This is a genomic window from Micromonospora sp. NPDC049171 (assembly GCF_040648275.1).
Lineage (GTDB): Bacteria > Actinomycetota > Actinomycetes > Mycobacteriales > Micromonosporaceae > Micromonospora.
In genome coordinates, this window is sequence record NZ_JBEZDJ010000003.1 from 320,281 (window position 1) to 346,019 (window position 25,739).

The 25,739-nt window shown below is 70.7% G+C and carries 17 protein-coding genes and 1 pseudogene; 11 read left to right on the plus strand and 7 right to left on the minus strand.

Annotation, left to right across the window (positions count from 1 at the left end; translation table 11 throughout):
• Positions 1 to 212 precede the first annotated feature (212 nt).
• The gene (locus AB0B14_RS05835; RefSeq protein WP_357521560.1) at positions 213 to 1,304 is read left to right on the plus strand and encodes an IS701 family transposase; all 1,092 of its coding nucleotides are present in this window, start codon (positions 213 to 215) and stop codon (positions 1,302 to 1,304) included.
• A gap of 357 nt (positions 1,305 to 1,661) precedes the next feature.
• Here AB0B14_RS05835 and AB0B14_RS05840 read toward each other — a convergent pair whose 3' ends face one another.
• The gene (locus AB0B14_RS05840) at positions 1,662 to 2,690 is read right to left on the minus strand and encodes a hypothetical protein (RefSeq protein WP_357521562.1); all 1,029 of its coding nucleotides are present in this window, start codon (positions 2,688 to 2,690) and stop codon (positions 1,662 to 1,664) included.
• A 94-nt stretch (positions 2,691 to 2,784) separates the two neighbouring features.
• Between AB0B14_RS05840 and AB0B14_RS05845 the strand changes: the two genes are divergently transcribed.
• Entirely contained in the window at positions 2,785 to 3,174 is a 390-nt protein-coding gene (locus tag AB0B14_RS05845; protein WP_357521564.1) for a hypothetical protein, read from the plus strand.
• A 466-nt stretch (positions 3,175 to 3,640) separates the two neighbouring features.
• Here AB0B14_RS05845 and AB0B14_RS05850 read toward each other — a convergent pair whose 3' ends face one another.
• The gene (locus AB0B14_RS05850; RefSeq protein WP_357064732.1) at positions 3,641 to 4,171 is read right to left on the minus strand and encodes a hypothetical protein; all 531 of its coding nucleotides are present in this window, start codon (positions 4,169 to 4,171) and stop codon (positions 3,641 to 3,643) included.
• A gap of 57 nt (positions 4,172 to 4,228) precedes the next feature.
• Here AB0B14_RS05850 and AB0B14_RS05855 point away from each other — a divergent pair, with 57 nt between their 5' ends.
• Both AB0B14_RS05855 and AB0B14_RS05860 read left to right on the plus strand, forming a co-directional pair.
• A complete protein-coding gene (locus AB0B14_RS05855) occupies positions 4,229 to 5,710 on the plus strand; it encodes a 5'-methylthioadenosine/S-adenosylhomocysteine nucleosidase (protein WP_357521566.1) in 1,482 nt (493 codons plus the stop codon).
• 11 nt (positions 5,711 to 5,721) lie between these two features.
• Positions 5,722 to 8,472, plus strand: a complete 2,751-nt coding sequence (locus tag AB0B14_RS05860) for a tetratricopeptide repeat protein (protein WP_357521568.1) — start codon at positions 5,722 to 5,724, stop codon at positions 8,470 to 8,472.
• Positions 8,473 to 8,572: 100 nt separating this feature from the next.
• On the opposite strand, the gene AB0B14_RS05865 is transcribed toward AB0B14_RS05860, so the two are convergent.
• Complete coding sequence (locus AB0B14_RS05865; protein WP_357521570.1) at positions 8,573 to 9,199, minus strand: hypothetical protein; 627 nt, start codon at positions 9,197 to 9,199, stop codon at positions 8,573 to 8,575.
• A gap of 484 nt (positions 9,200 to 9,683) precedes the next feature.
• Between AB0B14_RS05865 and AB0B14_RS05870 the strand changes: the two genes are divergently transcribed.
• The gene (locus tag AB0B14_RS05870) at positions 9,684 to 10,166 is read left to right on the plus strand and encodes a hypothetical protein (protein ID WP_357064724.1); all 483 of its coding nucleotides are present in this window, start codon (positions 9,684 to 9,686) and stop codon (positions 10,164 to 10,166) included.
• A gap of 1,094 nt (positions 10,167 to 11,260) precedes the next feature.
• Positions 11,261 to 12,853 (plus strand): hypothetical protein, encoded by a 1,593-nt coding sequence (locus AB0B14_RS05875; protein ID WP_357521572.1) that lies wholly within the window; start codon positions 11,261 to 11,263, stop codon positions 12,851 to 12,853.
• Between the two features lie 141 nt (positions 12,854 to 12,994).
• Here the strand turns inward: AB0B14_RS05875 and AB0B14_RS05880 are convergent, their stop codons facing one another.
• Both AB0B14_RS05880 and AB0B14_RS05885 read right to left on the minus strand, forming a co-directional pair.
• On the minus strand, positions 12,995 to 18,172 hold the full coding sequence (locus AB0B14_RS05880) for a serine protease (RefSeq protein ID WP_357521574.1): 5,178 nt from the start codon (positions 18,170 to 18,172) through the stop codon (positions 12,995 to 12,997).
• Between the two features lie 16 nt (positions 18,173 to 18,188).
• Complete coding sequence (locus AB0B14_RS05885) at positions 18,189 to 18,509, minus strand: trypco2 family protein (protein ID WP_357064720.1); 321 nt, start codon at positions 18,507 to 18,509, stop codon at positions 18,189 to 18,191.
• A 165-nt stretch (positions 18,510 to 18,674) separates the two neighbouring features.
• Here AB0B14_RS05885 and AB0B14_RS05890 point away from each other — a divergent pair.
• Positions 18,675 to 19,018 (plus strand): annotated as a pseudogene (locus tag AB0B14_RS05890) (transposase); the annotation flags it as partial.
• Between the two features lie 368 nt (positions 19,019 to 19,386).
• Here the strand turns inward: AB0B14_RS05890 and AB0B14_RS05895 are convergent.
• Positions 19,387 to 20,028, minus strand: coding sequence for a response regulator transcription factor (locus AB0B14_RS05895; RefSeq protein ID WP_357064974.1), 642 nt, complete (start codon positions 20,026 to 20,028; stop codon positions 19,387 to 19,389).
• Between the two features lie 14 nt (positions 20,029 to 20,042).
• Positions 20,043 to 21,188, minus strand: coding sequence for a histidine kinase (locus tag AB0B14_RS05900; protein WP_357521576.1), 1,146 nt, complete (start codon positions 21,186 to 21,188; stop codon positions 20,043 to 20,045).
• Positions 21,189 to 21,377: 189 nt separating this feature from the next.
• On the opposite strand from AB0B14_RS05900, the gene AB0B14_RS05905 reads away from it, so the two are divergent.
• From AB0B14_RS05905 to AB0B14_RS05920, 4 genes are all read left to right on the plus strand, one after another.
• Positions 21,378 to 22,112: an ABC transporter ATP-binding protein gene (locus AB0B14_RS05905; protein ID WP_357064972.1), complete on the plus strand. Its 735-nt coding sequence runs from the start codon at positions 21,378 to 21,380 to the stop codon at positions 22,110 to 22,112.
• Positions 22,109 to 24,022, plus strand: coding sequence for an FtsX-like permease family protein (locus AB0B14_RS05910; protein ID WP_357064717.1), 1,914 nt, complete (start codon positions 22,109 to 22,111; stop codon positions 24,020 to 24,022). The genes AB0B14_RS05905 and AB0B14_RS05910 overlap by 4 nt, the downstream gene beginning before the upstream one ends.
• Positions 24,023 to 24,075: 53 nt before the next feature.
• Positions 24,076 to 25,194, plus strand: a complete 1,119-nt coding sequence (locus AB0B14_RS05915) for a serine hydrolase domain-containing protein (protein ID WP_357521578.1) — start codon at positions 24,076 to 24,078, stop codon at positions 25,192 to 25,194.
• Between the two features lie 232 nt (positions 25,195 to 25,426).
• Positions 25,427 to 25,717 (plus strand): hypothetical protein, encoded by a 291-nt coding sequence (locus AB0B14_RS05920; RefSeq protein WP_357064713.1) that lies wholly within the window; start codon positions 25,427 to 25,429, stop codon positions 25,715 to 25,717.
• The last annotated feature ends 22 nt before the right edge of the window (positions 25,718 to 25,739 follow it).

Sequence of the window (25,739 nt, forward strand, 5' to 3'; positions counted from 1 at the left end):
CATCGGAATGCGTCAGATTTTCCGAGAGGCGAGTACATCCCGTACACACTGCGTGCGATCCAGATATCCAACTCTGTGGACGTCCTGGAAGCATGGCAATACCGCTGAAGCCGCGAATCCGACGGGAGCATTTAATGGTAAACATTGATACTAATCTATATCGCGGCAGCACCGGCGACGATCTCCTGTCTGAGTTCTGCCAGGAGATGCTCATGCACCTGCCGCGGTCGGACCAACGCCGCTGGGGGGAGATCTACATCCGGGGTCTGGTCTCCGTGCCCGGCCGCAAGTCGATCCGGCGCATGTCCGACTACATCGTCGGCGGGCGGGCCGACCAGGGCATCCAACAGTTCGTCAACCAGAGCCCCTGGGAGTGGGCCCCGGTCCGGCGCAGCCTGGCCAACCACGTGCTGTCGCTGTCGAAGCCGGACGCATGGGTGGTCGACGAGGTGGTGATCCCCAAGAACGGCGCCAACTCCGTCGGGGTCGCCCGGCAGTACGCCCCCTCCGCGGGCCGGGTACTCAACTGCCAACTCGGCCTGGGCATCTTCCTCAGCAGTGGCGAGCTGACCAGCCCGGTCAACTGGCGCCTGCTGCTGCCGCCGAGCTGGGACGGCGACGCCGCCCGTCGCGACCGGGCCCACGTTCCGGACCACGAGCGGCACCGGACGCGATGGCAGTACCTGATCGACGCGTTGGACGAGATGACCTTCGAGTGGGAACTGCCCCCGATGCCGATCGTGGTCGACTCCAGCCACGACACCTCAGTCGAGCCCCTGCTGCGCGCCCTGGAGGAACGCGGCCACCGCTACCTGGTCCGAATCGCCTCGGGTACCCCGATGTCCCTGGGCGCGACGGCCTGCCGGACCGACACGATCACCGCCAGCGAGTTGGCCACACTGGTCAACCGCAACGGCAGCACCTCCCTGAGCTGGCGCAACGACGACGGCACCGCATCCCGGTTCGTACTGCAACCGCTGCACCGCGGCGGACTCGGCATACACCGGCCCCGGCACCTGCTCGCCGAGTGGCTACCCGGTCAGCAGCGGCCGAACGGGATCTGGCTGACCAACCTGACCTCGGTCAGGCTGCCCCAGTTGATCGACCTGGCGCGGACACCACGGCGCACGCGGGCCGAGCTGAGTGATCTGCGCCAGGAACTCGGGCTGTGCCACTTCGAGGGGCGGTCCTTCCGCGGCTGGCACCATCACCTGACCCTGGTCTCGCTGGCGCACGCGTACGTGCGCGGCCGGGACCTCGCGGAGCGGGACGAGCAACTGCGACTGCGCGCGTCGTACGCCTGACCCCGCTCCGGTGGGCGTCCGCGCCGGATCGGACCGGTGCGGAGGCCCACGAACCTGGTTGCCAACCCCGGTAACTGGGCGACTCAAAACCCCATCGACAAGCTTAAAGCCCTGACCAACGTTTCCGCTGGTCAGGGCTTTTTGTCTGTCGGGATGGCCGGATTCGAACCGACGACCCCTTGTTACGCGACCACGGACGCCGTCAACCGCCAGCAGCGCACAGCGTGCCAAGGAAGGCGGGACGTCGACGCGACCATCCACGGAAGCCATTCGGCAGGAACGTGGCATCCACGTCTCACGTCACCCGGTCGGCGTCGTAGGCGAGCGCGCCACAATGCCGGAAGATCGACTGCGCGATCAGGCCGGGGCGGGCTGTTTGCTGGTCACGTCGGGACAGGCGTCGAGGATGCGTCGGCAGGCTGTCAGCTCGGCCTCGGTGTAGGCGAGGAACAGCACTCGCTCGGGGGCGGCGGCCGAGCGGGTCAGGTGGTCGACAGCGGCCAGCAGGAGGGTGCGGGCCGTCTCGTCCAGGTCGCCGCCCCCGGTGCCCGCGCCGGCCAGCGGGAACAGGACCACCTGGGCCGGGGCGAGAGCGGTGCCATCGGCGAGGACAGGGCGTCCGGCTGCTTTCAGGGCGTGCTGCACGGCCTGATCGAGGTCACGGATCGGGCGGTAGCCGCTGCCGGGCTGGCCCTCGACCGCGGCCGAGTGCACGATCATGCGTACGCCATGGGTCCGGGCCAGCTCGCCGGCCGAGGTCACGATGGCGATGCCGGGGGTCACCGGGCGGTGGTCGCGGACCGCGTCGGCCAGCTCGTTGGCGATCACGTCGTCGAGGACACGGCCGGTCACGTCGCGACGGGAACCTTCGTAGCGAATGATGCCGGACATCGAGAACTCGTGGATGCGGGACATCATCAGGTCAGTGTTCTCAGAGTTGACCCAGGCGTCGGCGCTGGTCACCCGGCGTACGTCACCGGTGATGACCCCGATCCACCGCTTGCCCGAGCCGGCCGTGCGGCGCAGGCGATACCAGTGGGTCTCCTGACGGCCGATCACGGCCGGTCCGGGCGGTGCGGCGGGGACGGCCTTGCGGGCGGCTGCGGCCTCGCGCTTGTCCCGGTCGGCGGCCCGGTTGCCGGCCCGCAGCGCGGCGGTCCAAACGAGAAGCACGAAGGCGCCGGCTCCGCCAAAGGTCACCCCGAAGACTGTGCCGTCGGCCGTAGACGTCGGGAACAGTGAGAAGGTGACGAGCGTGGCCGTGAGGGCGGCGCACAACCAGACGAAGACGAAGAGCGTGTGGCGTACGCCGACCGAGGCCGGCCGGGTCGCCCACCAGAGGGTCGCCAGACACAGAACCAGAAAGACAGCGGCGGCAACGGTCACGACCAAGACGGGAACCTCGATTCCAGCCGGGGGTTCCCACGGTAGCCGGTGCGTCACAGCTGGTGCATGACACGGCGGAGGGGAGAGGCGGCCCATGCGTACGGGTCTCCAGACGGTCGAGGTCGACACCGGTTTCGCGGACGCGGTGATCGGGGCCGACGCCCAGGTGCTCGCCGGTGGCGTCCCGGTGTTCCTCCTGGAGAACTGGCGTGCGGGGCCGGAGCCGGACACGGCCTGGCTGCGGGCGGTGCCGAGCCGGATGCTCGACTCCCGGAACGCGGTCGTCGAATTCCAGGGACGGACAGCCGAGCTGGCCGGTCTGCATCGGTGGTTGTCGCCCCCCGACTGGCCGGACGCTGGCTACACGGGCCAGGAGGAGCGGGCAAGACGCGACTGGCGGCCCGGTTCGCCGACCAGGCGGCAGCGCGGGGGTGGAAGGTTGGGGTGCCCACGCGGGTGCTGTTTCTGGGAAGCCCGGCCCTGATCGGGCTGGCCTCGATCCCGGTGGTGCCACTCGGGCTGCTCGATGCGGTCGAAGGCGCCCTGCCACGGCACCGGGACGTCGATCTCGACGCCGGGAATCGCCGCGATCAGCGCCGTCCTGACCCGTCACCGGATCGCGGCCACAACCAGCCCGGCCGTACGGGCCGCGGTGCACCTCGAAGGTTGACTCTACGAGCAGGTGGGCCGGTCGCCTGATCTCGCAGGCCGGCTGCCTCGCGGCAGTCGGCCAGCCGGCGAATGCCCTGGTCGCGGCCGACCGAGCAGCTGCGGCCGGAGGCAGCGCTCAACAACCCGGGCTTCCTCCAGCCACGACAGGGACTGGTCTCGACTGTCGAAGCCGCGGTCGAGGAAGCGGGTGAGATCTGTCGCGAGCTGGTCCGGCGGCATCCGGGATGCTCTGAGGACGGTCTGGCCGAGGTGGAGGATATGGCACGCGAGATGCGGACCTAGCAGACTTCGAGCGGGCGGATGTCGGCCTGAAGCCGGGTGAGGGCGGCGCGCAGCGCGGGCAGGCCGTCCATGGTGCTCGCGGTCAGGAGCAGGCGGACGGGGGCGTCGGGGCGGTGCACCAGGCCATTGCTCAGCAACCAGGTCAACTCGGGTGTCGACCAGTCGTCGGCGCCGCCCACCATGATCACGACGCCGGGGAATCCGGCCGGCGACTCGGTGGGCAAGAGGTCGACGGCCCGGGGCATGGCCGGCTGCTGGATGCGGGCGTCGAGCACGATCCACCCGGCCTGCTCCAGCTCGGCGGCGATCGATTCGGCCACTTCACCCGTACGCGGGAAGTCAGGCCCGTACAGCCAGAGCGCGGCCAGCCGGCGGCCGGGCCACTCGTGGGTCACGGTCCCCCCGGTGATCAGGCCGTGCAGCCGGGTCAACCGGTACGAGGCCTTCTCACGTCCGTGGACGTGCAGGTCAGCATGCATGACCGCGTAGGCTGAGGCGCCGCGCGCGAGAAGCCACTGCTCGTCCATGTTGTCCATGATGCCCGCCGCTACGCTTGGCCCGTGAGCACACAGGACGGTGCGGACGTGGTGGTGCTGACCGCGCTGCCGCTCGAGTACGATGCGGTCAGAGAGCACCTGCAAGGCCTGGCGCGTTCTTCCCATCCGGCCACGGGCACGCAGTTCGAGGCCGGGTCCTTACCCGGCGGCACCGGTCGGGTGGCGATCGCGGTGCTGGGGCCGGGCAACACCGACGCCGCCCTGCTGGCCGGTCAGGCCATCGAGTTGTTCGATCCGCGCGCGATTCTCTTCGTCGGAATTGCCGGCGCCCTGCACGATGATCTCCAGCTGAGTGATGTCGTCGCCGCCACCAAGGTCTACTCGTATCACGGCGGCTCGGTGACGGACGACGGATTCCGCGCGCGTCCTCGGTCCTACGACGCGGACCACGAGCTTCTCCAGCGCGCCTACGCCGTCGCCCGCGAGCAGTTCTCCGGGCCGAGCACGCCCATGATCCATTTTCGGCCCGTCGCCGCGGGCGAGGTCGTGCTGAACTCGCGTACGCAACCGCTGGCCGACCAGTTGCGGACGCACTACAACGACGCCGCGGCGATCGAGATGGAGAGCGCCGGGATGGCTCGGGCGGGCCACATGCATCGGAAGCCGACATTGACCGTTCGCGGCATCAGTGACCGGGCCGACGGCGCCAAGGCCATCGTCGACGCCGCCGGTTGGCAGCCTCGGGCGGCCCGGCACGCGGCCGATTTCACGATGGCCGTCATCGCGGACTTCCTCTCCGCACCGCCCAGTTCGGCCGGGCGCCGGCCGGAGCGCGCGGGTTCCCCGTCCTCGATCCAGAACATCAACGCAATCGGCGCACCGGCCTACGGCGCTCTGCACGGCAACGTCTACGTGCACGAAGGCGAGCGCCCGTCCACGCCCGAGTGGCGCACGGTGAGCCGACCGCCCGAGGTGGCCTGGCGGTCGATGATCACGCGGTCGACGCTGAATTTCGAGCCGTCCACGCTGGAAGTGCATCTGGTCCCGGCCACCCAGGCCCCGTACATCGAGGTCCGCCGCTTGGCCGGCCTGGCCGACGAGCTCGCCACCCACCTTCCCGCGAGGGTCGCCGTCGAGACCGAGGTCGATGATCGGGGCGCCCGGGCCGTCTCGACCGATCGCAGGGCCGGACCGCAGGGGCTGTTTCTCGGCCGCAACGGTCAACGTTCCGCCTGGGAACCGCTCCCCCGCGACACCATGGGCGCCCTCCTCGACGAGTCCTGGCTGACCGACCACCTCGCGGCGTTGATCACCACTTTGATCAGGTTCAGTCTTCCGCGTGCGGCCCGATACGCGCCGGCGCTCGCGGTGAGCTCGGCCACCATGCTGACCATTGGGCGGGCGGATCAGTTGTCACGGACAGCGGCGAGCGGGTTCCTGATGAGGGACAAGCTCGAGGTGCCGCCCGAAGAATCTGTGCCGGCCGACGACCTCGACAACCTTGCCTCCGAGGTGGCGGCCGAGCTGACCGCCCGGCTGCTGCTGGCCTTCCGCCAGGGCAACCGCTAGGGGCACCGGCCGTGGGACAGCACGTCAGCGCGGTCGAGGGATTCGCGCACGGAGTCGTCGGGGCCGATCTGCACGTCGGGGCCGACGGGGTGCCGCTTTACCTGCTCGCCCGGTGGGAGCGGGTGGATACGCCTCCGAAGGAATGGCTGGCCGAGCTGCCGAGTCGCCTGCTCGACGCCCGGCACCGGGTGGTGCCGTTCACCGGTCGCGACGACGAGCTGGCCGCCTACCGGCGCTGGCGGGACGGCCCGGCCGCGTACGGGATCCGCTGGTTGCACGGCCCGGGCGGGCAGGGCAAGACCCGGCTGGCTGACGAGGTGGCCGCTCAGGCCCACGACGACGGGTGGTTGGTCGTCACCGCGAGTGCCGGTGCCGGGCAGATCCATGCTCCGTCGGCCGGTCCTGACCTGACAGCGGCCGACACCCCCGGCGTCATGGTGATCGTCGACTACGCCGACCGCTGGCCCGTCTCGCACCTGATGCTGCTGTTGGAGAATCGCCTGCTGGCGCGGGCAACGGTGCCGGTACGGGTGCTGTTCCTGGGGCGAAGTGATGCCACCTGGCGGGGACTCACCAGCGCACTGAACGCCGGTCACCTTGAGCTGGCGTCCGAGCGTCTGTCCCCGCTGACCGGCGCCGGTGACACCCGCCGCCACATGTTCGAGGTGGCCCACCGGGCCTTCCAGGACGGCGACGAGGGAGTTCCGGCCGGCGTCGGTGAGTTGCTCGCCCGGCCCGAGTTCGGCCTGACCCTGGCCGTGCACATGGCGGCCCTGGTCGCGGTCGACGCCCGTCCGCTGCCCGCCGACCTGGCCGGCCTCACCCTCTCGTTGCTCGATCGTGAACAGCTGCACTGGGCCAATCGCTACGGCCGGGGCGGCCGCCTGCGGCCCGACCTGATGCGCCGGGTCGTCTTCGTCGCGTCCGTGTGCGGGGTCAGGCCGTCCGCCGAGGCCGCCGGTTTGCTGAGCGACGCGTTGCCCGGCCACATCGATCCGGTGATGGCCGCCGACGACCACGCCGCCTGCTATCCCGCCGACGACACCCAACGGTTACAGCCGCTCTATCCCGACCGGCTCGCCGAGGATTTCGTGGCGTTGACCCTGGACGGCCACGATGCCCCCCACCCGTCGGCGGCGTGGGCCGGGCCGTTGCTCGCGCGCCTGCTGGAACGCGATCCGGCCGGCTCGTCGCGACCGTGGCTCTCTGCCGCCATGTCCACCCTGGCCGCCGCCTCGCTACGCTGGCCCCACGTCGGCGCCCGGCATCTCTATCCGGTGCTGCGCTCGGATCCCCGTCTGGCTGTCGAGGCCGGCGGCAGCCCTCTGGCCGCCCTGGCCACGGCCGAAGGGGTCGACCTGGACCTGCTCGTCGAGATCGAGCCGCACCTGCCCAAGGGCCGCCATCTCGACCTCGACCTGGCCGCGCTCACCCTGCAACGCCGCCTGGCCGACCAGCGCCTGGCCGCGGCCGACGGGCCGCGGGCGCGGGGTGACGTCCATGTCGACCTCGGCTATCGGCTCAACGTGGCCGGGCATCGCGAGCAGGCTCGCACCGAGATGGCGGCCGCCGTCGAGGCGTACCGGATCGCGGCCGCCGGCATTCCGGCCGACCCCGACCTGGCGCACGCGGTCATGAATCTCGCGCATACCCAACTCGACGTCGGCGACCGCTCCTCCGCGCTGGCCAGTGCCGAGGAGGCGCGGGATCTCTATCGCACGCTCGCGGTCCAGGATCCGCCGGAGCACGAGCCCGACCTGGCCTATGCCTGGATGACCCTCGGAACAGTCCTCGCCGCCCTCGGCCGGCACCGGGAGGGCGCCGATGCCTGCGGCGAGGCCGTCCAGCTCTACGCGAGGCTCGCGGAGTCCGATCTCGACCAGTACGAGGGTGAGCTGGCCGGGGCGCTGGGCAACCGTGGCATCTGGCTGCACGGGCTAGGCGCCTACGACGAGGCGCTGGCCGACGTGCGCCGGGCGTCCGCGATCTATCGGCGGCGGGCGGCCACCGACCCGAACGCCTACCTGCACGAGGTGGCGGCCTCACTGGTGAACGAGGGGATGCAGCTGGACGGCCTGCGCCGCTATCCGGAGGCCGTCGAGGTGATGACGGAGTCGGTAGCGGCCTATCGCAAGCTGGCCAAGCTGCGTCCCGACTCGTTCGAGCACTTCCTCGCGACCGCTCTGAGCAACCTGAGCGAGCCGCTCTTGCACGTCAGAGGCATCGCGGAGGCACTGGCCGCCTCGGCCGAGGCGGTGGAGATCCGACGGCGGCTGGCCACGGCCCGGCCCGCCGTGTTCGAGGCTGACCTCGCCGTCGGCCTCAACAACTACGCCGTCGACCTGCTGGCCGCGGAGCGCACCGGCGAGGCGATGGACGCGGTAGCCGAGGCCGTGGCGATCCGACGCCGGCTGGCCGCGGGAGACCGGGCGACGTACACCGAATTCCTCGCCTCCTCCCTGAACAACCAGGGCCAGGTGCAGCGGGCGCTCGGCCAGCCCGAGGGGGCCGCCGAGTCGTACGCCGAAGCGACGGCCCTCTATCGCGAGCTCACGGCCGAGCGGCCGGCCGCGCACCGGATCAACCTCGTCACCGCGCTGAACGGCAGCGCTCGCGCCCTGCATGACCTCGGCCGCCACGACGAGTCGCAGGCGTCCGCCGAGGAGTCCGTGCGTGTCTACAGCGAGTTGCCGGCCGAAGTACGGGAACGGCCCGGCGTACGACAACTCCTTGAGGAGGCCGAGGAAGTGTTGCATGGCTGAGCTGGACGAGGCGCTCGAGTGGCTGGCTGAAATACCGTGCCCTGGCCACCCTTGCCCAGTTGGCGCCCAAGGATCACCCGGGTGCCTTCTGCCATCAGCATTACTCGGCTGCCTGATCCGGCGGCCGCTGCGACGGCATCACCTGCGCCGGCGGCCGTACCACCGGCTGGAGCTGCGGCGGCGGCACGAAGCCGGGCGGCCACGGGGTACCCCAGCGGGACGCGCAGAGGGCTACGGTCGTCCACGGGACCCACGGCCCATGCAACATGATCGGCTCGGTCCGCTCGTAGTGCAGCGCCACGGAGTAGCCGAGCGGGTTCGGCTCGATCATGAGCAGGTGGTCGTGGTAGTACGAACTCCACTGCCCCGCCATCACCAGCAGGCGTTCGCTGGTGACGATGGCCGGGAAGCGTCCCATCAGCCTCCACTGCGGAGCGGCAGCCGCCTGCGCCTTGCGCCGGTTGTTCGCGTTGACCGCGGCCGAAGCGGCCAGTGACGCCGCAGTGAGGAAGAGACCCCCGGCGGAGAACATGCTGCTTGAGTACTCGACGTCCGCTCCGCAGAAGATGGACATGTTGACTGGCAGCGTGCCGTACTGCACTTCCTGTGGCCGGCACGCGATCGTCGGCGGGGTCGCGAGCGGTTGTTGCCCCGCCTGCACGCGGGCGATCAGCAAGGTCATCGAGTGCCAGCCCGCAGCGGCTTGCTCCGCCTCGGCCTGCTGCATCTGCTGATACCTGGACATGCTCATATCTGACGGACCGTTGCCACCTCACCGCTACAGCCGCCGGACGTCTGGTCTTGCGGTGGTCGGGCTCGCCGCTCAAGACATCTCGGCCGGGGCGTGCTGCCCCGATGCTGTCGTGACGTTCCGTTACCAGCGAGCCAGCACCGGCGGTATGGCGCATCCGCTTCTTCCGAATTGAGTGCATCCGATCAGTCGGCGCGAGGCGCCGAACTCGCACCTTGCCCACTTCCAACAAATGTGGCGACGGAGTCAAGAGCGCCAGCTTCTCCAGTGAAGACTCCGGGACTCAGATTACTTGCAAGATCATTTTGCCTGATGCGGTTCGCATTATAAGTCAAAGCCAACAGTGAGATCTTCGTGAATGTAATTCACTCACGCACCAACCGAAAGAGGCCACTGGCGGGTGGCGCAAAGATTGCGGGCACTAGGTAGCATGGGGTGCCCGTCCAGAGGAGAAAGTCTAGTGATGCTGGAAGATGCGGGCAACCTTGGTGATCTTGTCGGCTCCATCGGAGTAATCATCTCCTTACTTCTAATTGCACGACAGACTCGCCAGTTGACACAGCAGACAAAGATCAGCAACGAGGTCGGTTCAACCGAAGCCGCCTACAGCGCTCTCGAGCGGATTCACCAGATCAGTCAAATCATGATTGACGATCCTCAAATGCAACAGTACTTTCACGAAGACAAGGATTTTCCTGCCGACAAGCTCGAGCGCGCGCGGGTGATGATGGTGGCACAGGTCCTGGCTGACACGATCGACTACGGGCTAATGGTATGTGACCTGCGCTCGCACATGGAGAACTACCAAGGATGGCCGGCATTCGCAGTTAGCTCCATGAACACCAGCCCCGCATTGCGCCGCGTCGTAGACGATCACCCAGAGTACTGGCCGCGACTGAACCGGCAGTGGCGGGAGCACCGCCGCGAGCTGGCGCGACCATAGAATTGAGGCAAGTACTGCCGTGGCCCGCCCTTGGAAGCCGCCGCCAGCACCCCCTCCTGCGGACACCGGAGGTGTTACTTTGAGCGGGTGGCTAGCAACGCAGGCGTCACCGCCCTTCGGGTCATGAGATACGACGACTTAGCCCGTACGGTCCTAACTCGACCTCCTCAACTCGGCGATTCACGTCTGGTTGCCATCGATGGCCCCAGCGGATCTGGTAAATCTTTCTTTGCGGAACACCTCATGCAGGGCATCGCCGCATGTGGGTCTAACGCTTCCCTCGTGCATACTGACGATCTACTAGAAGGCTGGGACGATCAGATTTCGTTCTGGGAGCGCCTAGAGCTTTGGGTACTTCAGCCGCTACGCCGAGGCGATCCTGGCGGTTTCTACCCATACGACTGGGCAACCGCGCAACGTAGTGCCGACTGGATTACTGTCGCGCCCGCCCCGATTGTGATCATTGAAGGTGTCAGCAGTTCCCGGCAGGCGATTTGCCAGGAACTTAGTCTCGCAGTGTTCGTCACAGCACCCCAGCCGTTGTGCGTTTCACGAGTATCGGCCCGCGACGGAGGAGACTTGCTGCCATTCATGGAGAATTGGCGAGCGAGAGAAAAAGACTTCTTTCGGGAGGACCGAACCCGAGCGCGGGCCGATTTAGTCGTAGACGGCGCGCCCAGCCGGAGTAGCTATCAGTGGGGCGAAGAATTCGTCGTCACCTCCGGGTGAAAGCATTAATTGTGACGGGCGCGCAACCCGATGAGGATCTTGTTCACCCGGGCGGCGTCGAGCGACGCATTCGGATCGGCGGCGAGCGCGGCTTCCAATCCGGCGCTCGGATGTGTAATCCCCGGACTGGCACGGGCTGTCTCCGAGCCACCTCGCCTACCTCATCCGCCGCTATACCCAGTTGGTGAGGTGGTGCTCGACCTCGACGCGCACCCCGCCGCCATCGCTGTGACCGCCTACCTGGACCGGGTACCGGGCCGGCTGGTCACCGGTCGCCACGGCCTGCACGTGCGGCTTTGCCTCGCCTCGCCAGCCCTGGCGGTGGTGGGAATGTCTGCTTGCGGTGCGCGTGAGAGCATCGCTCGATGCTGCGTTATGACGAAGCGGATCTAATCGCCTACGTTGCTGAGCACTGCTCCGGGGTGGCCCTCGCGTTGTACGACACCACGGACCAGGCCGCTGGCGTCGCAGCGCTGCAGGGTGCGGTTCGGGCGGTTGGCCGGATACCGCATCCGGACGACCCCGAGGACCCGCTGCCGAGTTGGTGCACCGTACTCCTGGAGGACGCCGTTCCGGTGTTTCGTCTGGACCTCAAGGACGAAAGTCAGTACGCCGAGCACGTCGTCCGGATCGTCCTTGATGAGCTCGACGCGGCTGACATCGACGGTCGACTCGAGCCCAAGAGGCCAGCACAGCCGCCCTACGACCATGACGCCCAGGCCGACATCTTCTACGGCACCGCGACGGGCCTGACCGAACTGGACGGGGGGCTGCCCCCGCGCTTTCCCGCCAGCTTCCCAATACCGCAGGAAGCCACGCTCGTACTCGCTCAGCAGGCCCGCGACGGCACCTGGGAACACGCCGCTTGGCGGCGTTCAGGCCGGCCATTCATCGAATACCCACAGCAGCTGCGGACCTTTGGGTGTGAGCTCGGCAGCGTCGCCGCGGCCGAGGTCGCCGACTACGTCGACACGACATGCATGGTCAGGTACTCGCTGGGACGGGGACGGGACCGCGGCAGCGTCTCGCTCTATCACGAGATGCGCAAACCGGGTCAGCAGCCATCGAACTGGTACGTCGGCGTCGTCTGGCAAACCGCTACCGACCTGCCGCCTCCGTTACCCGAGAAGACCTCGGCACCGACGTCTGCCGCCGATCGCGGCCTGGACCCGGCAAGGGTACGCGAGCTGGTGCCGGCCTTCGCTGGACTCGAACACATCGTCAGCTGCGAGACGCTGCTTGCGATCAATGCGGCGTCGCTCGCCGTGAACGCGGTGGCCAGTGCCCTGCCACCGCAATGCCACCATGAACGGAACTTCCCGCTCTGGCAGCATGGCCAGCTCGCACCGCTGCTGCGCGGGCTAAGCCCCGATCAGATGACGGTAGTCCGCCACGCCTGCCTGACGACGATCTCCAACTGGACATACCATCGGATAGCGCGCCTGCCACGCCTTTCCCTGGCCCGCGACGACGCCGGCTATCTCTTCGCAACCGACGTCCGACACGCGGCCGCCCTGACGCTGCAACCCGAGCAGATCCTCGAAACCGAAACGCTCTACGCGCTGCAGACCGCCGCGATCATGCTGGACCCGTTGCTCGAAAGCCTACGCACCACCATCGCCGACCCGCTGACCCAGATCCTCGGCCAACTCGTTACACACGACGACGGCAGGCCGCTGGAAGAACTGGTCCTGGGTCCCGACGCAGGCCTCTCCGAGCTCGTCGCCGAAGCCGAGCGGGCTGGCATCGTGCAAGGCTCGGCGAGCACCGTGTCCGCAGCCCCGATTCTCGTGCGCCTCACCCGGGCCGGCACCCATCAGGTCAACACAGCGATGCGCCAACGAGCCGGCCAACTCTCCAGAACCCTTGAGGGCATCACCCCCGAACAGCTGACCGATGCACGCGACGCCTGCTGGCAGATAGCCTCAAACCGGCCCACTTCGCCCGCAGCTCCCTGACCCGGGAGTTTCTAGTCGATCGAAGCGCGCGGCCGTCGGGTAGGCGACCGGGCCGCCGCCGGGGATCAGCTCGGCCACCTGGCCGGTCGCCCCGGGGCTGCGGGTTGTCGGGGTGCACGTCCAGGGGCGGCAGCTTAGGGGTCAGTCGGCGGGACGCGAAGCGTACCGACCGTGCGCCACCAGGTCGGCGAGCAGGTCCGGTGGGATCTCGTACAGGTATCCGCAGCCGCGGTCCACGGCGAGAGCGCCGCCGTCGACGCTGGAGATGTCGGCGTCCAACGTGGTGTCGCAGCGGTCGCAGTGCACCCGGGGCCGGGGGTTTCGGCGGCTGCCCCGGACCTGCGCAGCGGGGGCCGGCAGGCGGGTGAGCCGCTGGGCGACCGCGACACGACCGGTTCGGATGTCGATGTTCAGGTCACTGGCGCACCCCTGGCAGGTGAAGGACTTCACGGCGGGATGCGCGCCGTTGCCCTGCAGCACGAACGGGGCCCGGCAGCCGGCGCAGGTCAACGGTCGCCGCCAGTGGCCGGCGGGTGGGTTGTCCGGTGCGGGCGGCGGGCTGCCCGGGCGCGGACCGACCAACCGTGTCGAGGCGGGTCCCGGCGCGGGGAGGCCCGGCGGGCTCGGCCGGTCGGCCAGGCGCGACCGTACCCTGTTCCACGCGCCGGTCGCCGGGGCCGCGTCGAGCCGCGGCTGCGCCAGCGGGCGCAGGTGGGCGCGGTGCACCTCGTCGGGGTACGCGTCCCACAACCGCACCCAGAGGGGCGCGAACACCTCCGCCGCCAGGCCCGGCAGCAGCTCCCGGGAGAACCGCCACGCCGCCTCGGACGGCGCCACCGAGATCAGCCACCGCCACAGGACCGCCCAGACCTCGGTGCGCTGCCAGGTGATCAGCTCCCGCTGGGCGGCCGCGAGCAACTCGGGCCGCGCCTGCCACTCTTCCACGATCCGGTCGATCACGCCGTACGCCTGGTCGACCGGCGCGTTGGACTCGACCGCCGCCCCCACCACGTCCAAGTCGGTCGGATCGCCGCTGATGAGGTCCTTGGCGATGAGCGCCCAGGACGGCCGTGTTCCGTTGCGGCGCAGCCAGTTCGCGACGACGACACGGAATTCCCGGTCCCGCAGCAGGTGCCGGCACGGCCCCTCGTGTATCGCGATCCGCCACAGCGGGCCGGCCGAGAACTCGTAGGTGTCCGCCGCGCTGAACCAGCGGTGCACCAGCTCGCCCAGGTGCGTGCTGTCGAGGTCGCCGGCCGTCGCGGCCAGCACCCCCGCCCACCGCTTGTCGGTCATCTCGGTCAGCAGCCAGGGCAGCGCCAGGGCGCGGGCCCGGTCGACGGGCAGTGACGGGCGGATGGCGGCGTACACGGCGCCCCACGCCGGTCGAGGGACGCCGAGCCACCGTTCGGCGTGGACCAGCACGGCCGGTTCGGCGGGGGTGCCCGCCGAGGCGGTGGTCGCGACCTGGAGGAGCTGCGCCGCGCGGCCGGACGCCGGGTGGGCGCGTACCCAGTCCAGCAGGGTGCGGGCCGTCCGTTCCCGGTGCTCGGGGGCCGTGGCCCGGGCGATCCGGGAGGCGAGGTCACCCCACGCGGTCTCCTCGTCGGGGTAGCGGGTCAGCCAGAGCAGCGCGGTGTCCGCCACCTCGGCGCGCCGCGCCGGTGGTGCGACGCGCAGCATGCCGACGAACACGTCGGCGCAGTGCAGGGCGTCCAGGCCGCCGGTCAGGCGGTCGGCGCCACGGCCGACGAGCCCGTCGTCCGGCTCCACCATGTTCAGACAGAGATGGCTGTACACGCGGGGCCAGCGGGTCGAACCGGGGTTGCGGTCCAGCCAGTCGATCGCCGCGGCCCGGATCTCGGGTTGCCGGACGTGGGCCGCCCGTAGCTGCACGAACAGCAGCGACCAGGCCGGGTGGTCGGCCGTCAGCAGGCCGACCAGTCGATCCCGCAGCGGCGGGCAGAGCTCACCGTGCCGTTCCAGGTGGGCACGCAGCACGTCGCGCCGCCAGCCGCCCCGGAGAAACCAGGGCCAGCTGACCAGGCGGGCGAGGGCGTGGCCGGTGCCGATGTCGGTGGGGAACGACCGCATCCACGCCCCGAGCGCCGGCAGCAGGTCGACCGGTACGGGCGCGGCGAGGATCTGCCGCCACACCAGGGCCTGCTCGCGGTGGGGAGGACCGGCCAGCCAACCGTGCACGACGCCCTGGTGGTCGCCGCCCCGGCGATGCAGGGCGGCGACCAGCGGCGCGAGCGGCCCGTCGGTCGCGATCCCGCCGCGGACCAGCCGGTGCGCCACCTCCAGCAGCGGGCGGTACGACCACGGCTGGCGCAGGACGGCCACCAGGGTCTGGAGCGCGTCACCGTCGACGCGGCCGGCCGTCGTCTCGACCAACACGTCGAGGTCCCCGTCGTCGGGTCGACGCTCGACCAGCCGGCGTGCCGTGGAGTGCCAGGCCGGCCAGCTCCGCTTCGCCCGCAGGAAGGCCCACACCGCCCGGTCCGCGACCGGATCGCGCAGCCGTACCAGCGCGTCGACCAGGTCGGTCAGCCCAACGTCGGTGTCGGCCGACGTGGTCAGCCGGTGCAGGGCGTGGGCCATCGGACTCCAGCCCCGGGCAAACCGGACCTGGCGCTCCAGGCCGACCCAGACCGCGAGCACCGGGTGGGCGAGGCGGGTCAGGTCCGCACCGATCGCCTCGGCGGCGGCGAGTACGGCGGCTTCGGCGTCCAGCCGGGAAAGCGGGGACGCTGCGTCCGGACCGTCGGCGTGACCTGCCGTTTCGGTCGGATGCTGACTCAGGGCGGCCCGGGTGACGGCGGCGAGCAGCACGCGTAGCAGGGGCAGGCTGGCCCAGCCGCGCGGGTTGACCCGCACCGCGCCCAGCAGCGCGTCACGCAGGTGCTCCCGCCGGACGGCGGCGTGCCCCGCCACGGGAAACCAGACGTCGTACATCAGGCCGGCCAGCAGGGGATGGGCGAGCCGGTAACCGGGGCGACCGTCGTCGGACGGCAGCACGTGCAGGTCGGTCCCGTAGCCGTCGAGGGCGTCGCGGACCTCGGCGGGCAGCAGGTGGAACGACTCCTCGGGGTAGCCGACGTCCAGCCGGTTGACGGCGAGCAGGTCGACGAAGAACCCGTACAGCTCAGGACTGTTGGTCGCGGTCACCCGCGACCGGAAACGCCTGGCGTACGCGGTGATGCCCTCACCGTTGTTGCGCCACTCGAAGAACAGCTGCGCGGGCAGGGGAACTCCCCCCTCGGGCAGCGCGGGTGCCGGGGTGCCGGTGCGCAGGGCGTACCAGTCACGGAGCTGTTCGCGCAGCGTCGTGTCGTACCCGTCGTGGCGGTAGCCCCCGGTGACCACCTCGCCGTGCCGCCGCTCGAACATCGCCCGCTGCTCGGTCGGGGCGCAGCAGACGAAGACCGGCAGGCCACTCACCGGCTCGGTCTGCAACCGGTGGGCGAGGATGTCGAACGCCTGCCGCCAGGGGTCGGGCCCCTGCCCGTCGCCGACGGTGAGCGGGTCGTCCACCCCGATCACCACGTGCCGGGTACGACCGAGTCCGTCGGCGTGCCGCGCGGCGTCGGACAGGTGGGACCCGCCGGCGGGGCACAGCACGGACACGCCGGCGCGGGCGTTGAGCCGGGCCAGCAGTTGCAGGAGCAGGATGCTCTTGCCGGCGCCGGACGGCCCGGTGACCCAGAACATCGGAAGCCGGCCGGCGAGCTGACCCGCGTCGGCCAGGATGACGTCCTCGTACCAGGCCCAGTAGGCCCGTTCCACCTCGTCGATGGCGCCGGTGGGGGCGAAGAAACCCTCGCGGAGGTGAGCCAGGGTGGGTTTCTGGTTGACCAGGACCCCACCGGGACGGGGGACGACGTGCTCAGGTGCCCGGTCCCGGCCGGTCATCATGACGACGGGCGCCGGGCCGGCCTCCCCGAGCGTGGTCCGCAGCAGCTGCTCCGGGTGCTCGCCCAGACCGGAGGCGAAGATCTCGCTGACCAGCTTCGGTGCCCGCGCCGCCGGTTGTGCCCACCCGCCGTTGTGCAGCAGGGCGATCAGCCGGCCCTGCGGGTCCGCGCCCGGGTGCAGGTCGACCCGGTCGATCAGGTCGTGCAGGGTGCGCTCGGCGTCCTCCAGCTCGTCCGTCGGTTGGCCGGCCAGCATGTCCGTCAGCCACCGCCGCATCTCCGCGTGCGGGTCGGCAACCGCGATGCGAGGCGCCTCGATCCGGTACCGCAACCGGGCGCTCGCCCGGGGCAGCGCCGCGACGGTCGAGTGCACCCGGGCCAGTTCGTCGAGCAGCTGGCGCAGGACGCCCGCGGAGAGGGGTCGGCTCGCCGCCACCCGATACACCGGCCCGGCGGCCTCCGAGCGTGTCAACTCGGTGTGGATCCGCTGCGCGGCGGCACCGGGATCCTGCGGATCCGCCGTGGCGAAGGCGCGCTCCAGCACCTCGTACAACTGGATCGCGAAGGTGCCGGGACGCCGCGCCGCCTCCGGCACGCGGGGATTCTGCCGCAGCTCGTCGTGGACGGCCCGCAGGTCGTCCAGCCAACCGGCGCTGGCCCCGTTGCCCGGCAGGACCGGCGCCGCGGCGTGGTCGGGCACACCGAGCAGCCGCCACCACCGCTGCGGATCCGGGACGCCCGGTCCCCATTGCGGCCACGCCCGGTCCGGCTCCAGCAGGGTCAGCGGCGCGCAGAGCAGGCGGCCGGTACGCGGTGCGTGCTCGACCACCACACCGACCAGGTGGTCCCGCACGATCACCGGACCGCCGGACATCCCGTCCCAGGCCGAGTTCGGCGGGTGGAGGAAGCCTCTCGTCCGTGCGCCGCCGGGGTCGCCGTCGGTCACCGGGGGCAGGCGGACCTCAACCAGGCCCGATTCCAGCTGCGACGCCCGGAGCAGCGAACCCCGTTCACAGAACGACAGACCCCGGTTGGTCTCGGCGAACGCCGGACAACCCCACACGTCCACCCCGTCGAGCGGCGCGAGGTCGGTGCCGACGCGATCCAGCCGGGCCACCGGGAAGGTGCGCAGCCCCGCTCCAAGCCCGGGTACGCGGAGCAGTGCGAGGTCGGGGCCGTCCGGGCCCGGCGTCCAGATCGCGTCCGGGCCACACGGGACCGCATGCCGGGCTCCGTGCAGGTCGACTGCGGCGACCGTCCGACCGGCGGTCACCACGTGCGCGCAGGTGAGCACCACCTCGGGCCGGACCACGAAGCCGCTGCCGTAGACGTAACCGCCCTCGACCCCGACCTCGATCCGCACCAGCCGCTCCGCCGAGGACAGCCCGGCCGACGGTGTCACCAGGACCGGCCTCCCCTCACCGCAGCCGGGTCGCGCTCACCCGGTTGACCTGCACCGGGTTGCCGCTGGCGTCCACCGGTGCCCCGAACTCGATGGTGATGGTGTGGGTGGCCTCGCGCGAGTAGCTGGCGCCCCCGCCCAGCTCCGCCTCGATGATCGGGATCTTGAAGCCGGCCCGGCCGTCGATGTCCGTGGTGGCCACCGCGCTCAGCTCCACCGAGACGGCGTTGATGGGAAACCGGATCTCCGCGCTGGCCGCCCTGGTCTGGGCGAGCGTCAACTCGCGACGCAGCTCCTCGATGGCGTCGGCCAGGTCTAGGCCGCCCTTCCTGGTCATCCGCACCTCCGGGATCACGATCGGCGTGCGCCGCCCGATCGGCGTTTCGACAGCATCGCAGGTGGTAGTCGATCATCCGGTGCGGATGCGGTGCGAGGGAGTGTCCGATTTCCGATTGCCGCAGGCCGCCGTCCCCGCGCCCATCGGTGCCGGGTCGGCGCGCCGCTGCTGCCGCCCCGACCGCCTCGTCGGCACCGGTTCCCGAGCCGTAGGCCCCTCGATGACCGCAAGGCGTTGTGCGGGATCCTGTTCGTGCTCTACACCACGATCCCGTGGGAGTACCTGCCCCAAGAGCTCGGGTTCGGGTCGGGGATGACCTGCTGGCGCCGGTTGCGGGACTGGAACGACGCCGGCGTGTGGCAACGCCTGCGCGAGACACTGCTCGGCAAGCTGCGGGCCGCCGACCAATTCGACATGTCCCGGGCGGTGATCGACGGAACCCATGTTCGGGCCCTCAAGGGCGGCCCAAAGCCGGTCCGAGCCCGGTCGACCGCCGCAAGCCAGGCTCGACGACATCCACGAAGCCTTCCTCACCCTCGCCTGCGCCATCATCTGCTGGGACCTGCGCCATCATCTGCTGGGAACGGGTTGAACGCCTCGGTCACGGCGGCGGCGCGGTCCCGGACGCCGAGATTGGCATAGCTGCTCAGCAGGTGGCGCTTGACAGTGGCCGTCAGGCTGACGGTCGGCCGTTGGAACAGCCACATGGCGCTGAGCGAGAAGGGTTTCTACGGTCTCGCGTACGCCATGACCTGTTCGCCGCCGTTGCGGGGCAGAAGTCCGTGACCAGCTCCAGTTCCACGCCCCCGACGCACACGGCACCGCGGTCCCGGCCGATCCGATGGCACGCCTGACAGGCGTGATCGATCCCGTTCGGTCAGCCGCGAAGGTAGGTGAGAACGGCCGACACCCGGCGGTCCGAGTGCGGGTCGATCGGGAGCTTGGCGAAGATGTTGCCGATGTGCTTGCGCACCGCGGCCTCGCTGACGAACAGCTTGCCGGCAATCGCGTGGTTGGTGTGGCCTTCGGCCATGAGCGCCAGCACCTCCCGTTCGCGTTCGGTGAGGCCGGCGAGCGGACCGTCGGTGTGCCGGCGGACGACGAGCTGGCGGACGACCTCGGCGTCGATGACCGTGCCGCCCGCGGCGACACGGTCGACGCTGTCGAGGAAGTCGCGTACGTGGCCGACCCGGTCCTTCAGCAGATAGCCGATGCCGCCGCCGGGGGCGGCGTCGAGCAGCTCGCCGACGTAGGCGTCGGCGACATAGGCGGACAGCAGCAGGATCGCGATGCCGGGATGGGCGGCTCGGATGGTGGCCGCCGCGCGCAGGCCCTCGTCGGTGTGGGTGGGTGGCATGCGAATGTCGGTGACGACGAGGTCGGGGCGGCAGTTGGCCGCGTAGGTGAGCAGGGCCTGCGCGTCTGCGACGGCCGCGACGATGTCGTGGCCAGCGCGTTCGAGGATTCGCACCAACCCTTCGCGGAGCAGGGCCGCGTCCTCGGCGACCACGATGCGCAGTGCCTTCGGCGGCGTCAGTGGATTGGGCACGTCATCCTCACCTGGGTCGGGCCGCCGACGGGGCTGGTGACGTGCAGGTCGCCGTCGAGGGCGTCGAGCCGGGCGCGCAGTCCGGCGAGGCCGGTGCCGGCCTGCGGGTCAGCGCCGCCGACGCCGTCGTCGACCACCGAGACGATCAGTGCGTGGTCCTCGGTCCACGCGTGCACCTGTGCCGATCGGGCCCGGGCGTGGCGGGCGATGTTGGTGAGGTTTTCGCTGACGAAGAAGTAGGCCGCGGCCTCGACGGCCGGGGGGAGCCGGCCGTCGAGGGCGAGATCGAGGTGGACCGGGACCGGTGAGCGACCGGCGATCTCGTGCACGGCCGCGGCGAGACCATGGTCGGTCAGTACCTGGGGGTGGATGCCCCGGATCGTGGTGCGCAGGTCGGCGAGGGCCTGCTCGGCCTGCTGATGGGCCTCGCGCACGAGGTCGAGGCCGGGGCCGTCGGTCAGGTCCAGTTCGGCGCTGCCCAGTGTCATGGTCAGCGCGACGAGGCGCTGTTGGACGCCGTCGTGGAGATCGCGCTCGATCCGGCGGCGTTCGGTTTCGAACGCGTCGACCAGCCCGCTTCGGGAGCGGCGCAGCTGCTGGACCGCTTCGGCCAGTTGGGCTTCGGGCGGGTCCAGCAGGTGCCGCACCAGGGCCGCCTGGCCGCAGGCCAGCGCGGTGACCGCGTACGCCAGCAGGACGAGTGTGAGGATGCCGGCGGGCGCCGCCAACCACGCCTCACCGGTGTTGTCCACCCGCCACCCGGCGGCCTCGACCACGTCGTGACGGACCAGCACCGGAGCGAGGATCAGCACGACCGGAGCCGTCAGCAGCACCACCACCGCGGCGTCCACGAGCCAGAACAGCGTCACCAGCAGGACCGTGACGGCTGTCTCCGGCCAGGCCACGCGGCCACGTTCCCGATCGCGCGGCGCAGGTAACCGGCTCACCGGTCGCCCGGGAAAGATCAGCCGGAGGCGGCGCCGCTCGCCCGCGGCGGCGAGGTGCGCGAGCGTCGGAAGGCCGGCGAGCACGAACAGTCCCGCGACCACCACGATCGTGGCCACGCCCACTGTGAGTACCACGAGCAGGAGGATCAGCCAGCCGAGACCGATGGGCACGGTGGTGGCCACGTACGCGAGTGAGCGCCACGGCCACACCGACGCCAGAAACCGCGTGGGACGTCCCCGTACGGCTGTCCAGGCATCATCCACGTGCCCAACCCTACGGTTCGCACCGGCCGGGCGGGGTAGCGTGCGCGCTACCCCCGAAGTCGCGTCGAAGCCCGTGTGGTGGGCCGCGCCGGCAGGTGTACTCAGGGCATGAACCAGGCATCCCCGGCGGCCGTCACGCTCGACGGCCTCACCCGCACCTACCGCTCGCGCGCCGGCACGGTGCATGCGCTGCGCGGCGTCACCCATGTGTTCCAACGCGGCACGTTCACCGCGATCATGGGACCGTCCGGCTCCGGAAAATCCACCCTGCTGCAGCTCGCCGCAGGCCTCGACCGGCCGACCGGCGGGCGGGTGCTCGTCGGCGACACTCAGCTCGACAAGCTGGACGAGACCGCGCTGACCCGCTTCCGGCGCACGTCGATGGCGTTCGTCTTCCAGTCCTACAACCTTCTCGACGCGCTCACCGCGTTCGAAAACGTCGCGCTTCCCGCCCGCCTGGCCGGACGCCGTGTCGACCCGGCCGCCGTGCAGACCGCCCTGGCTCACGTCGGCCTTGCCGAACACGCCAGGCGTCGGCCATCGGAGCTGTCCGGCGGCCAGCAACAGCGGGTCGCGATCGCCCGGGCGCTGCACGGTCGGCCCGACGTCCTGTTCGCCGACGAACCCACCGGCGCCCTGGACCGCGGCACCGGACGCGACGTGCTGGAACTCCTGCGCTCGCTGGCCGACGGCGGCCAGAGCGTCGTCATGGTGACCCACGATCCACTGGCTGCCTCGTACGCGGACGCGGTGTTGTTCCTCGCCGACGGGCAGATCGTCGGTCACCTCACGCACGCCGACGCCGGTCAGATCGCCGCGACGATGACCGACTTGGAGCGATGATGCTGACTTTGAGCCGGCAGACGGTGCGCAGCTCATGGCGCGGCTACCTGGGCGCCTTCGTCGCGCTGCTGTTCGGCGTCGTCCTGATCGCCGTCACCGTGACGCTCCTCGGGAGCGTCGACGCCACCGGCGGCCGGCCCGGCGTCACCACCGACCAGCGCGCCCAACTCGACGACCTGGCCGCGGTGTTCGGGATGATGTCGGCGATCTCGGCGTTCATGGCGCTGTTCGTGGTCAGCAGCACGTTCGGCTTCGTCGTGGCCGGCCGCCGGCGCGAGCTCGGCCTGCTGCGCCTGGTCGGCGCGACGCCAGGGCAGGTGCGCCGGCTTCTGCTGGGCGAGTCCCTCGTCGTCGCGGCCGCGGCCACCACGGTTGGCGGTCTGCTCGGCACGGCGCTGGCCCCCGCTGTTCTCTGGCTGGTGGAGGCCATCGGGATCACCACGCTCGACCTTCGGGCGCCGCGCCCGTGGATCGCCTGGGCGGTCGCCGTACCCACCGGTGCCGTGATCGCGCTCCTCGGGGTCTGGCGATCCTCGCGCCGCGCCGCCCGGATCGCCCCGAGCGCCGCCCTGCGGGAGGCCACGATCGAACGAACCCGGCCGAGCATTCTCCAGCTCGCCGTCGCGACGCTGTGCTTCGGCGGCCTGGTGGTGGTGGTCGTCGTCGCCGCCGGCATGCCGCCGCTGTTCGCCCTGATCGCCTCCATCCTGCTGCCCGAGGTGGTCGTGATTGGCCTGACGAGCATCGGCCACGCCGTCATCCCGCGGCTCGCCGCCCTGCTCGCCCGCCCGTTCGTCGCCCGGGACGTCACGGCCCGGATGGCCCGCGACGAGGTGCGTGCGGCCGCCCGCACCACCGCCGCGGTCGCCGCCCCGGTCGTGGCCATCTCCGCCATCGCCGGGTCGCTGCTGCTGTCCCTCAGCTTCCTCGCCGACTGGACGAACGCGCAGGACCGGGCCCGGCTGCGCGCACCGCTCGTCGTCGAGGCAGACAGTCCGGCCGCGGCGGCGGTCGCGTCCGACAAGGCCGTCGCGATCGCCGACGTACGCCGGCAGGGCATGCTCCAGCGTGACGAGGAGGGCCGTCCCGGCGTGCGCGATCAGGTCGAGATCCTCGACCCCGTCACCGCCTCCGCCGCCCGGGGCCTGACCGCCACCCGCGGCACCCTCGACGACTTCCAGGGACGCGTGGTGGCGGTCACCGCCTCAGGGGTCATTGACGCCGGCGTCGGCCTGGGCGGCACTCTCCCGGTCTGGATCGCCGGCGAGCGGGTCCCGTTGCGGGTCGTCGCCGTCATCCCCGACGCACCCGACCTGTACGGCGATCTCGTCATCCCGGCCGGCCTGCTCCCGCCCGCAAGCGAACGTGCCACCGGGACGGTCTTCGTCCTACCGCGCGCCGACGCCGCCGCGGCGCGCGTCTCCCTCCAGCGCACCCTCGCCGGCACCAACAGCCGGATCCTCGACTCCGGCGACTGGATCGACGCCACCACGGCCCAGACCCGCCAGGCCAACAACCTCGGCCTCACCATTCTGCTCGGACCGGCCGGCCTCTACGCCGCCATCGCGATCGTCAACGCCACCCTCATCGGCGGATCCCAGCGGCGCCGGCAACGCGACCTGGTCCAGTTCCTCGGCGCGACCCCCGACCAGGTCCGGCGAGCAGCCATCTGGCAGGCCGCCCTCGTCTGCGGCACCGGCCTGCTCCTGGGCGGTGCCACCACCGTGCTGCTCGGCTGGCTCGTACGCCGCGCCATCACCGCCGACCTGGTCGGCATCGCCGTGCCCATCACCATCCCATGGCTCCCGCTGCTCGGCATCGGCGTCACCTGCCTGCTGCTCACCGTGGCCGCAGCAGCGGCCGGTATCCGTACGCGCAAGGCTCCACATCTAGCCGGGAACGCGCCATGAGCGTGGATCCCGGAAGACGTCACGGTGTTAAATCCTTCCGACAGGAGAACCCGATGTCCCGTGTCCTTCCCCGCATCCTGGCGGCCCTGGTGACCGTCGGCGCCGGCCTCGTCGCCGCGCCCGCGGCCCACGCCGACACCTCCCCCGTCCAGCGCAGTGTGGACGCGCTGGTCTCCCAGGACCGATTCCCCGGTGTGCTGGCGTCGGTGCGGCAACCCGACGGCCATACCCGCAACTACACCGCGGGCGTCGCGGACCTGCGCACCGGAGCGAAGATGCCGGTCGACGGGCGGGTCCGGATCGCCAGCAACACCAAGATGTTCACCGCCACGGTGGTGCTCCAGCTGGTCGGCGAGGGCAAGGTCGGCCTGGACACAACGGTCGAGACGTACCTCCCGGGCGTGGTCCGTGGTCCCGCCATCGACGGGCGCACCATCACGGTCCGGCACCTGCTGCAGCAGACGAGCGGCCTGCTCGACTACGACGAGGCGATCTTCGCGGACTTCCCCGACGGACTGAACACCTACTACGAGCCGTACGACCTGCTCCGGGCCGGCTTCGCCACGAAGCCGGAATCCGCGCCGGGGGCCAAGTTCGTCTACAGCAACACGAATTACATCCTGGCCGGCCTGGTGGCGCAGAAGGCGAGCGGCCGCCCGATCGGTGAGCTGATCACCGAGCGCATCATCGAGCCGCTGGGCCTGCGCGGCATGTACTGGCCGGCCGAGGGTGAGACCACGATTCGCGGCACCCACCCGCGCGGGTACCTCCCCGCCGATCCGCCCGTCGACATCACCGAGTCCGACCAGTCGCCCGCCTGGTCCGCCGGCGCCCTGGTCGGCCGCCCCTCCGACGTCAACCGGTTCCTCGCCGGACTGCTGGGCGGCCGCCTCCTGGCACCGGCGCAACTGGCGGAGATGAAGAAGACGGTGGCCGCGCCGGGGTTCGACAGCGTCGGCGGTTCCCGGTACGGCCTCGGCCTCGCCACGTTCGCGCTGAGCTGCGGCGGTTTCGCCTGGACGCACGGTGGCATCGCGCCCGGATACGTCACCGTGGTCGGCATCACCGCCTCCGGCAAGGCGGCGACCGTCGCGGTGAACTCGATGGTCCCGGACGACGACGCCAACCGGCGACTCGAGCGGTCCCTCGACATCGCCCTGTGCCGGGGCTGACACCCCGCGTCGCCCGCGTCACCCTGATCGGGCCCGGCGGCGGCGGGAGCGGATCGGAGGCTCGCGCGGCCTCGCCTCCGCGAACCGCGCGCTCGGTCTGCGGGAGACCCGGCCCAGCTCACACCGGGGGATCACCAAGACCACGGTCGCCGACCAGCTCCGGCTGCTGACCGCGCTGACGTCGCCGACGGGACCGCTGACCCCGCAGGACCGTACTTTCATCATGGGCCTCATGAAGAGGGTAATCTCCGAGCAGCGATGGGGGGTCAGCGCCGCACGGGAGTCGGGCAGTCAGTCTTACTACGTCAAGAACGGCTGGGACGCCGCCGATGTTGACGGCGGCCGCTGGCTGGTCAACAGCACCGGACGGATCGTCGAGGCCCGTCACGACTGGCTGATCGCCGTACTCTCCGACCATCACGTGAGCCAGGAAGCGGGCGTCCGCGTCGTCGAGAAGGCCGCCACGTACGTGCTCAACGAGCTGCGCGCCGCCACCTCGGCCGACGGCCCTTCACAGGGGTAGGCCGCACATCCGAACTGCCCCA

Excerpts from the sequence above, each read along its gene's own strand:
- AB0B14_RS05835 (WP_357521560.1), top strand. The coding sequence starts at position 213 with ATGCACCTGCCGCGGTCGGACCAACGCCGCTGGGGGGAGATCTACATC.
- AB0B14_RS05920 (WP_357064713.1), top strand. The coding sequence starts at position 25,427 with ATGAAGAGGGTAATCTCCGAGCAGCGATGGGGGGTCAGCGCCGCACGG.
- AB0B14_RS05910 (WP_357064717.1), top strand. The coding sequence starts at position 22,109 with ATGATGCTGACTTTGAGCCGGCAGACGGTGCGCAGCTCATGGCGCGGC.
- AB0B14_RS05885 (WP_357064720.1), bottom strand. The coding sequence starts at position 18,509 with ATGACCAGGAAGGGCGGCCTAGACCTGGCCGACGCCATCGAGGAGCTG.
- AB0B14_RS05850 (WP_357064732.1), bottom strand. The coding sequence starts at position 4,171 with ATGGACGAGCAGTGGCTTCTCGCGCGCGGCGCCTCAGCCTACGCGGTC.
- AB0B14_RS05865 (WP_357521570.1), bottom strand. The coding sequence starts at position 9,199 with ATGCAGCAGGCCGAGGCGGAGCAAGCCGCTGCGGGCTGGCACTCGATG.
- AB0B14_RS05915 (WP_357521578.1), top strand. The coding sequence starts at position 24,076 with ATGTCCCGTGTCCTTCCCCGCATCCTGGCGGCCCTGGTGACCGTCGGC.
- AB0B14_RS05905 (WP_357064972.1), top strand. The coding sequence starts at position 21,378 with ATGAACCAGGCATCCCCGGCGGCCGTCACGCTCGACGGCCTCACCCGC.
- AB0B14_RS05875 (WP_357521572.1), top strand. The coding sequence starts at position 11,261 with ATGCTGCGTTATGACGAAGCGGATCTAATCGCCTACGTTGCTGAGCAC.
- AB0B14_RS05845 (WP_357521564.1), top strand. The coding sequence starts at position 2,785 with ATGCGTACGGGTCTCCAGACGGTCGAGGTCGACACCGGTTTCGCGGAC.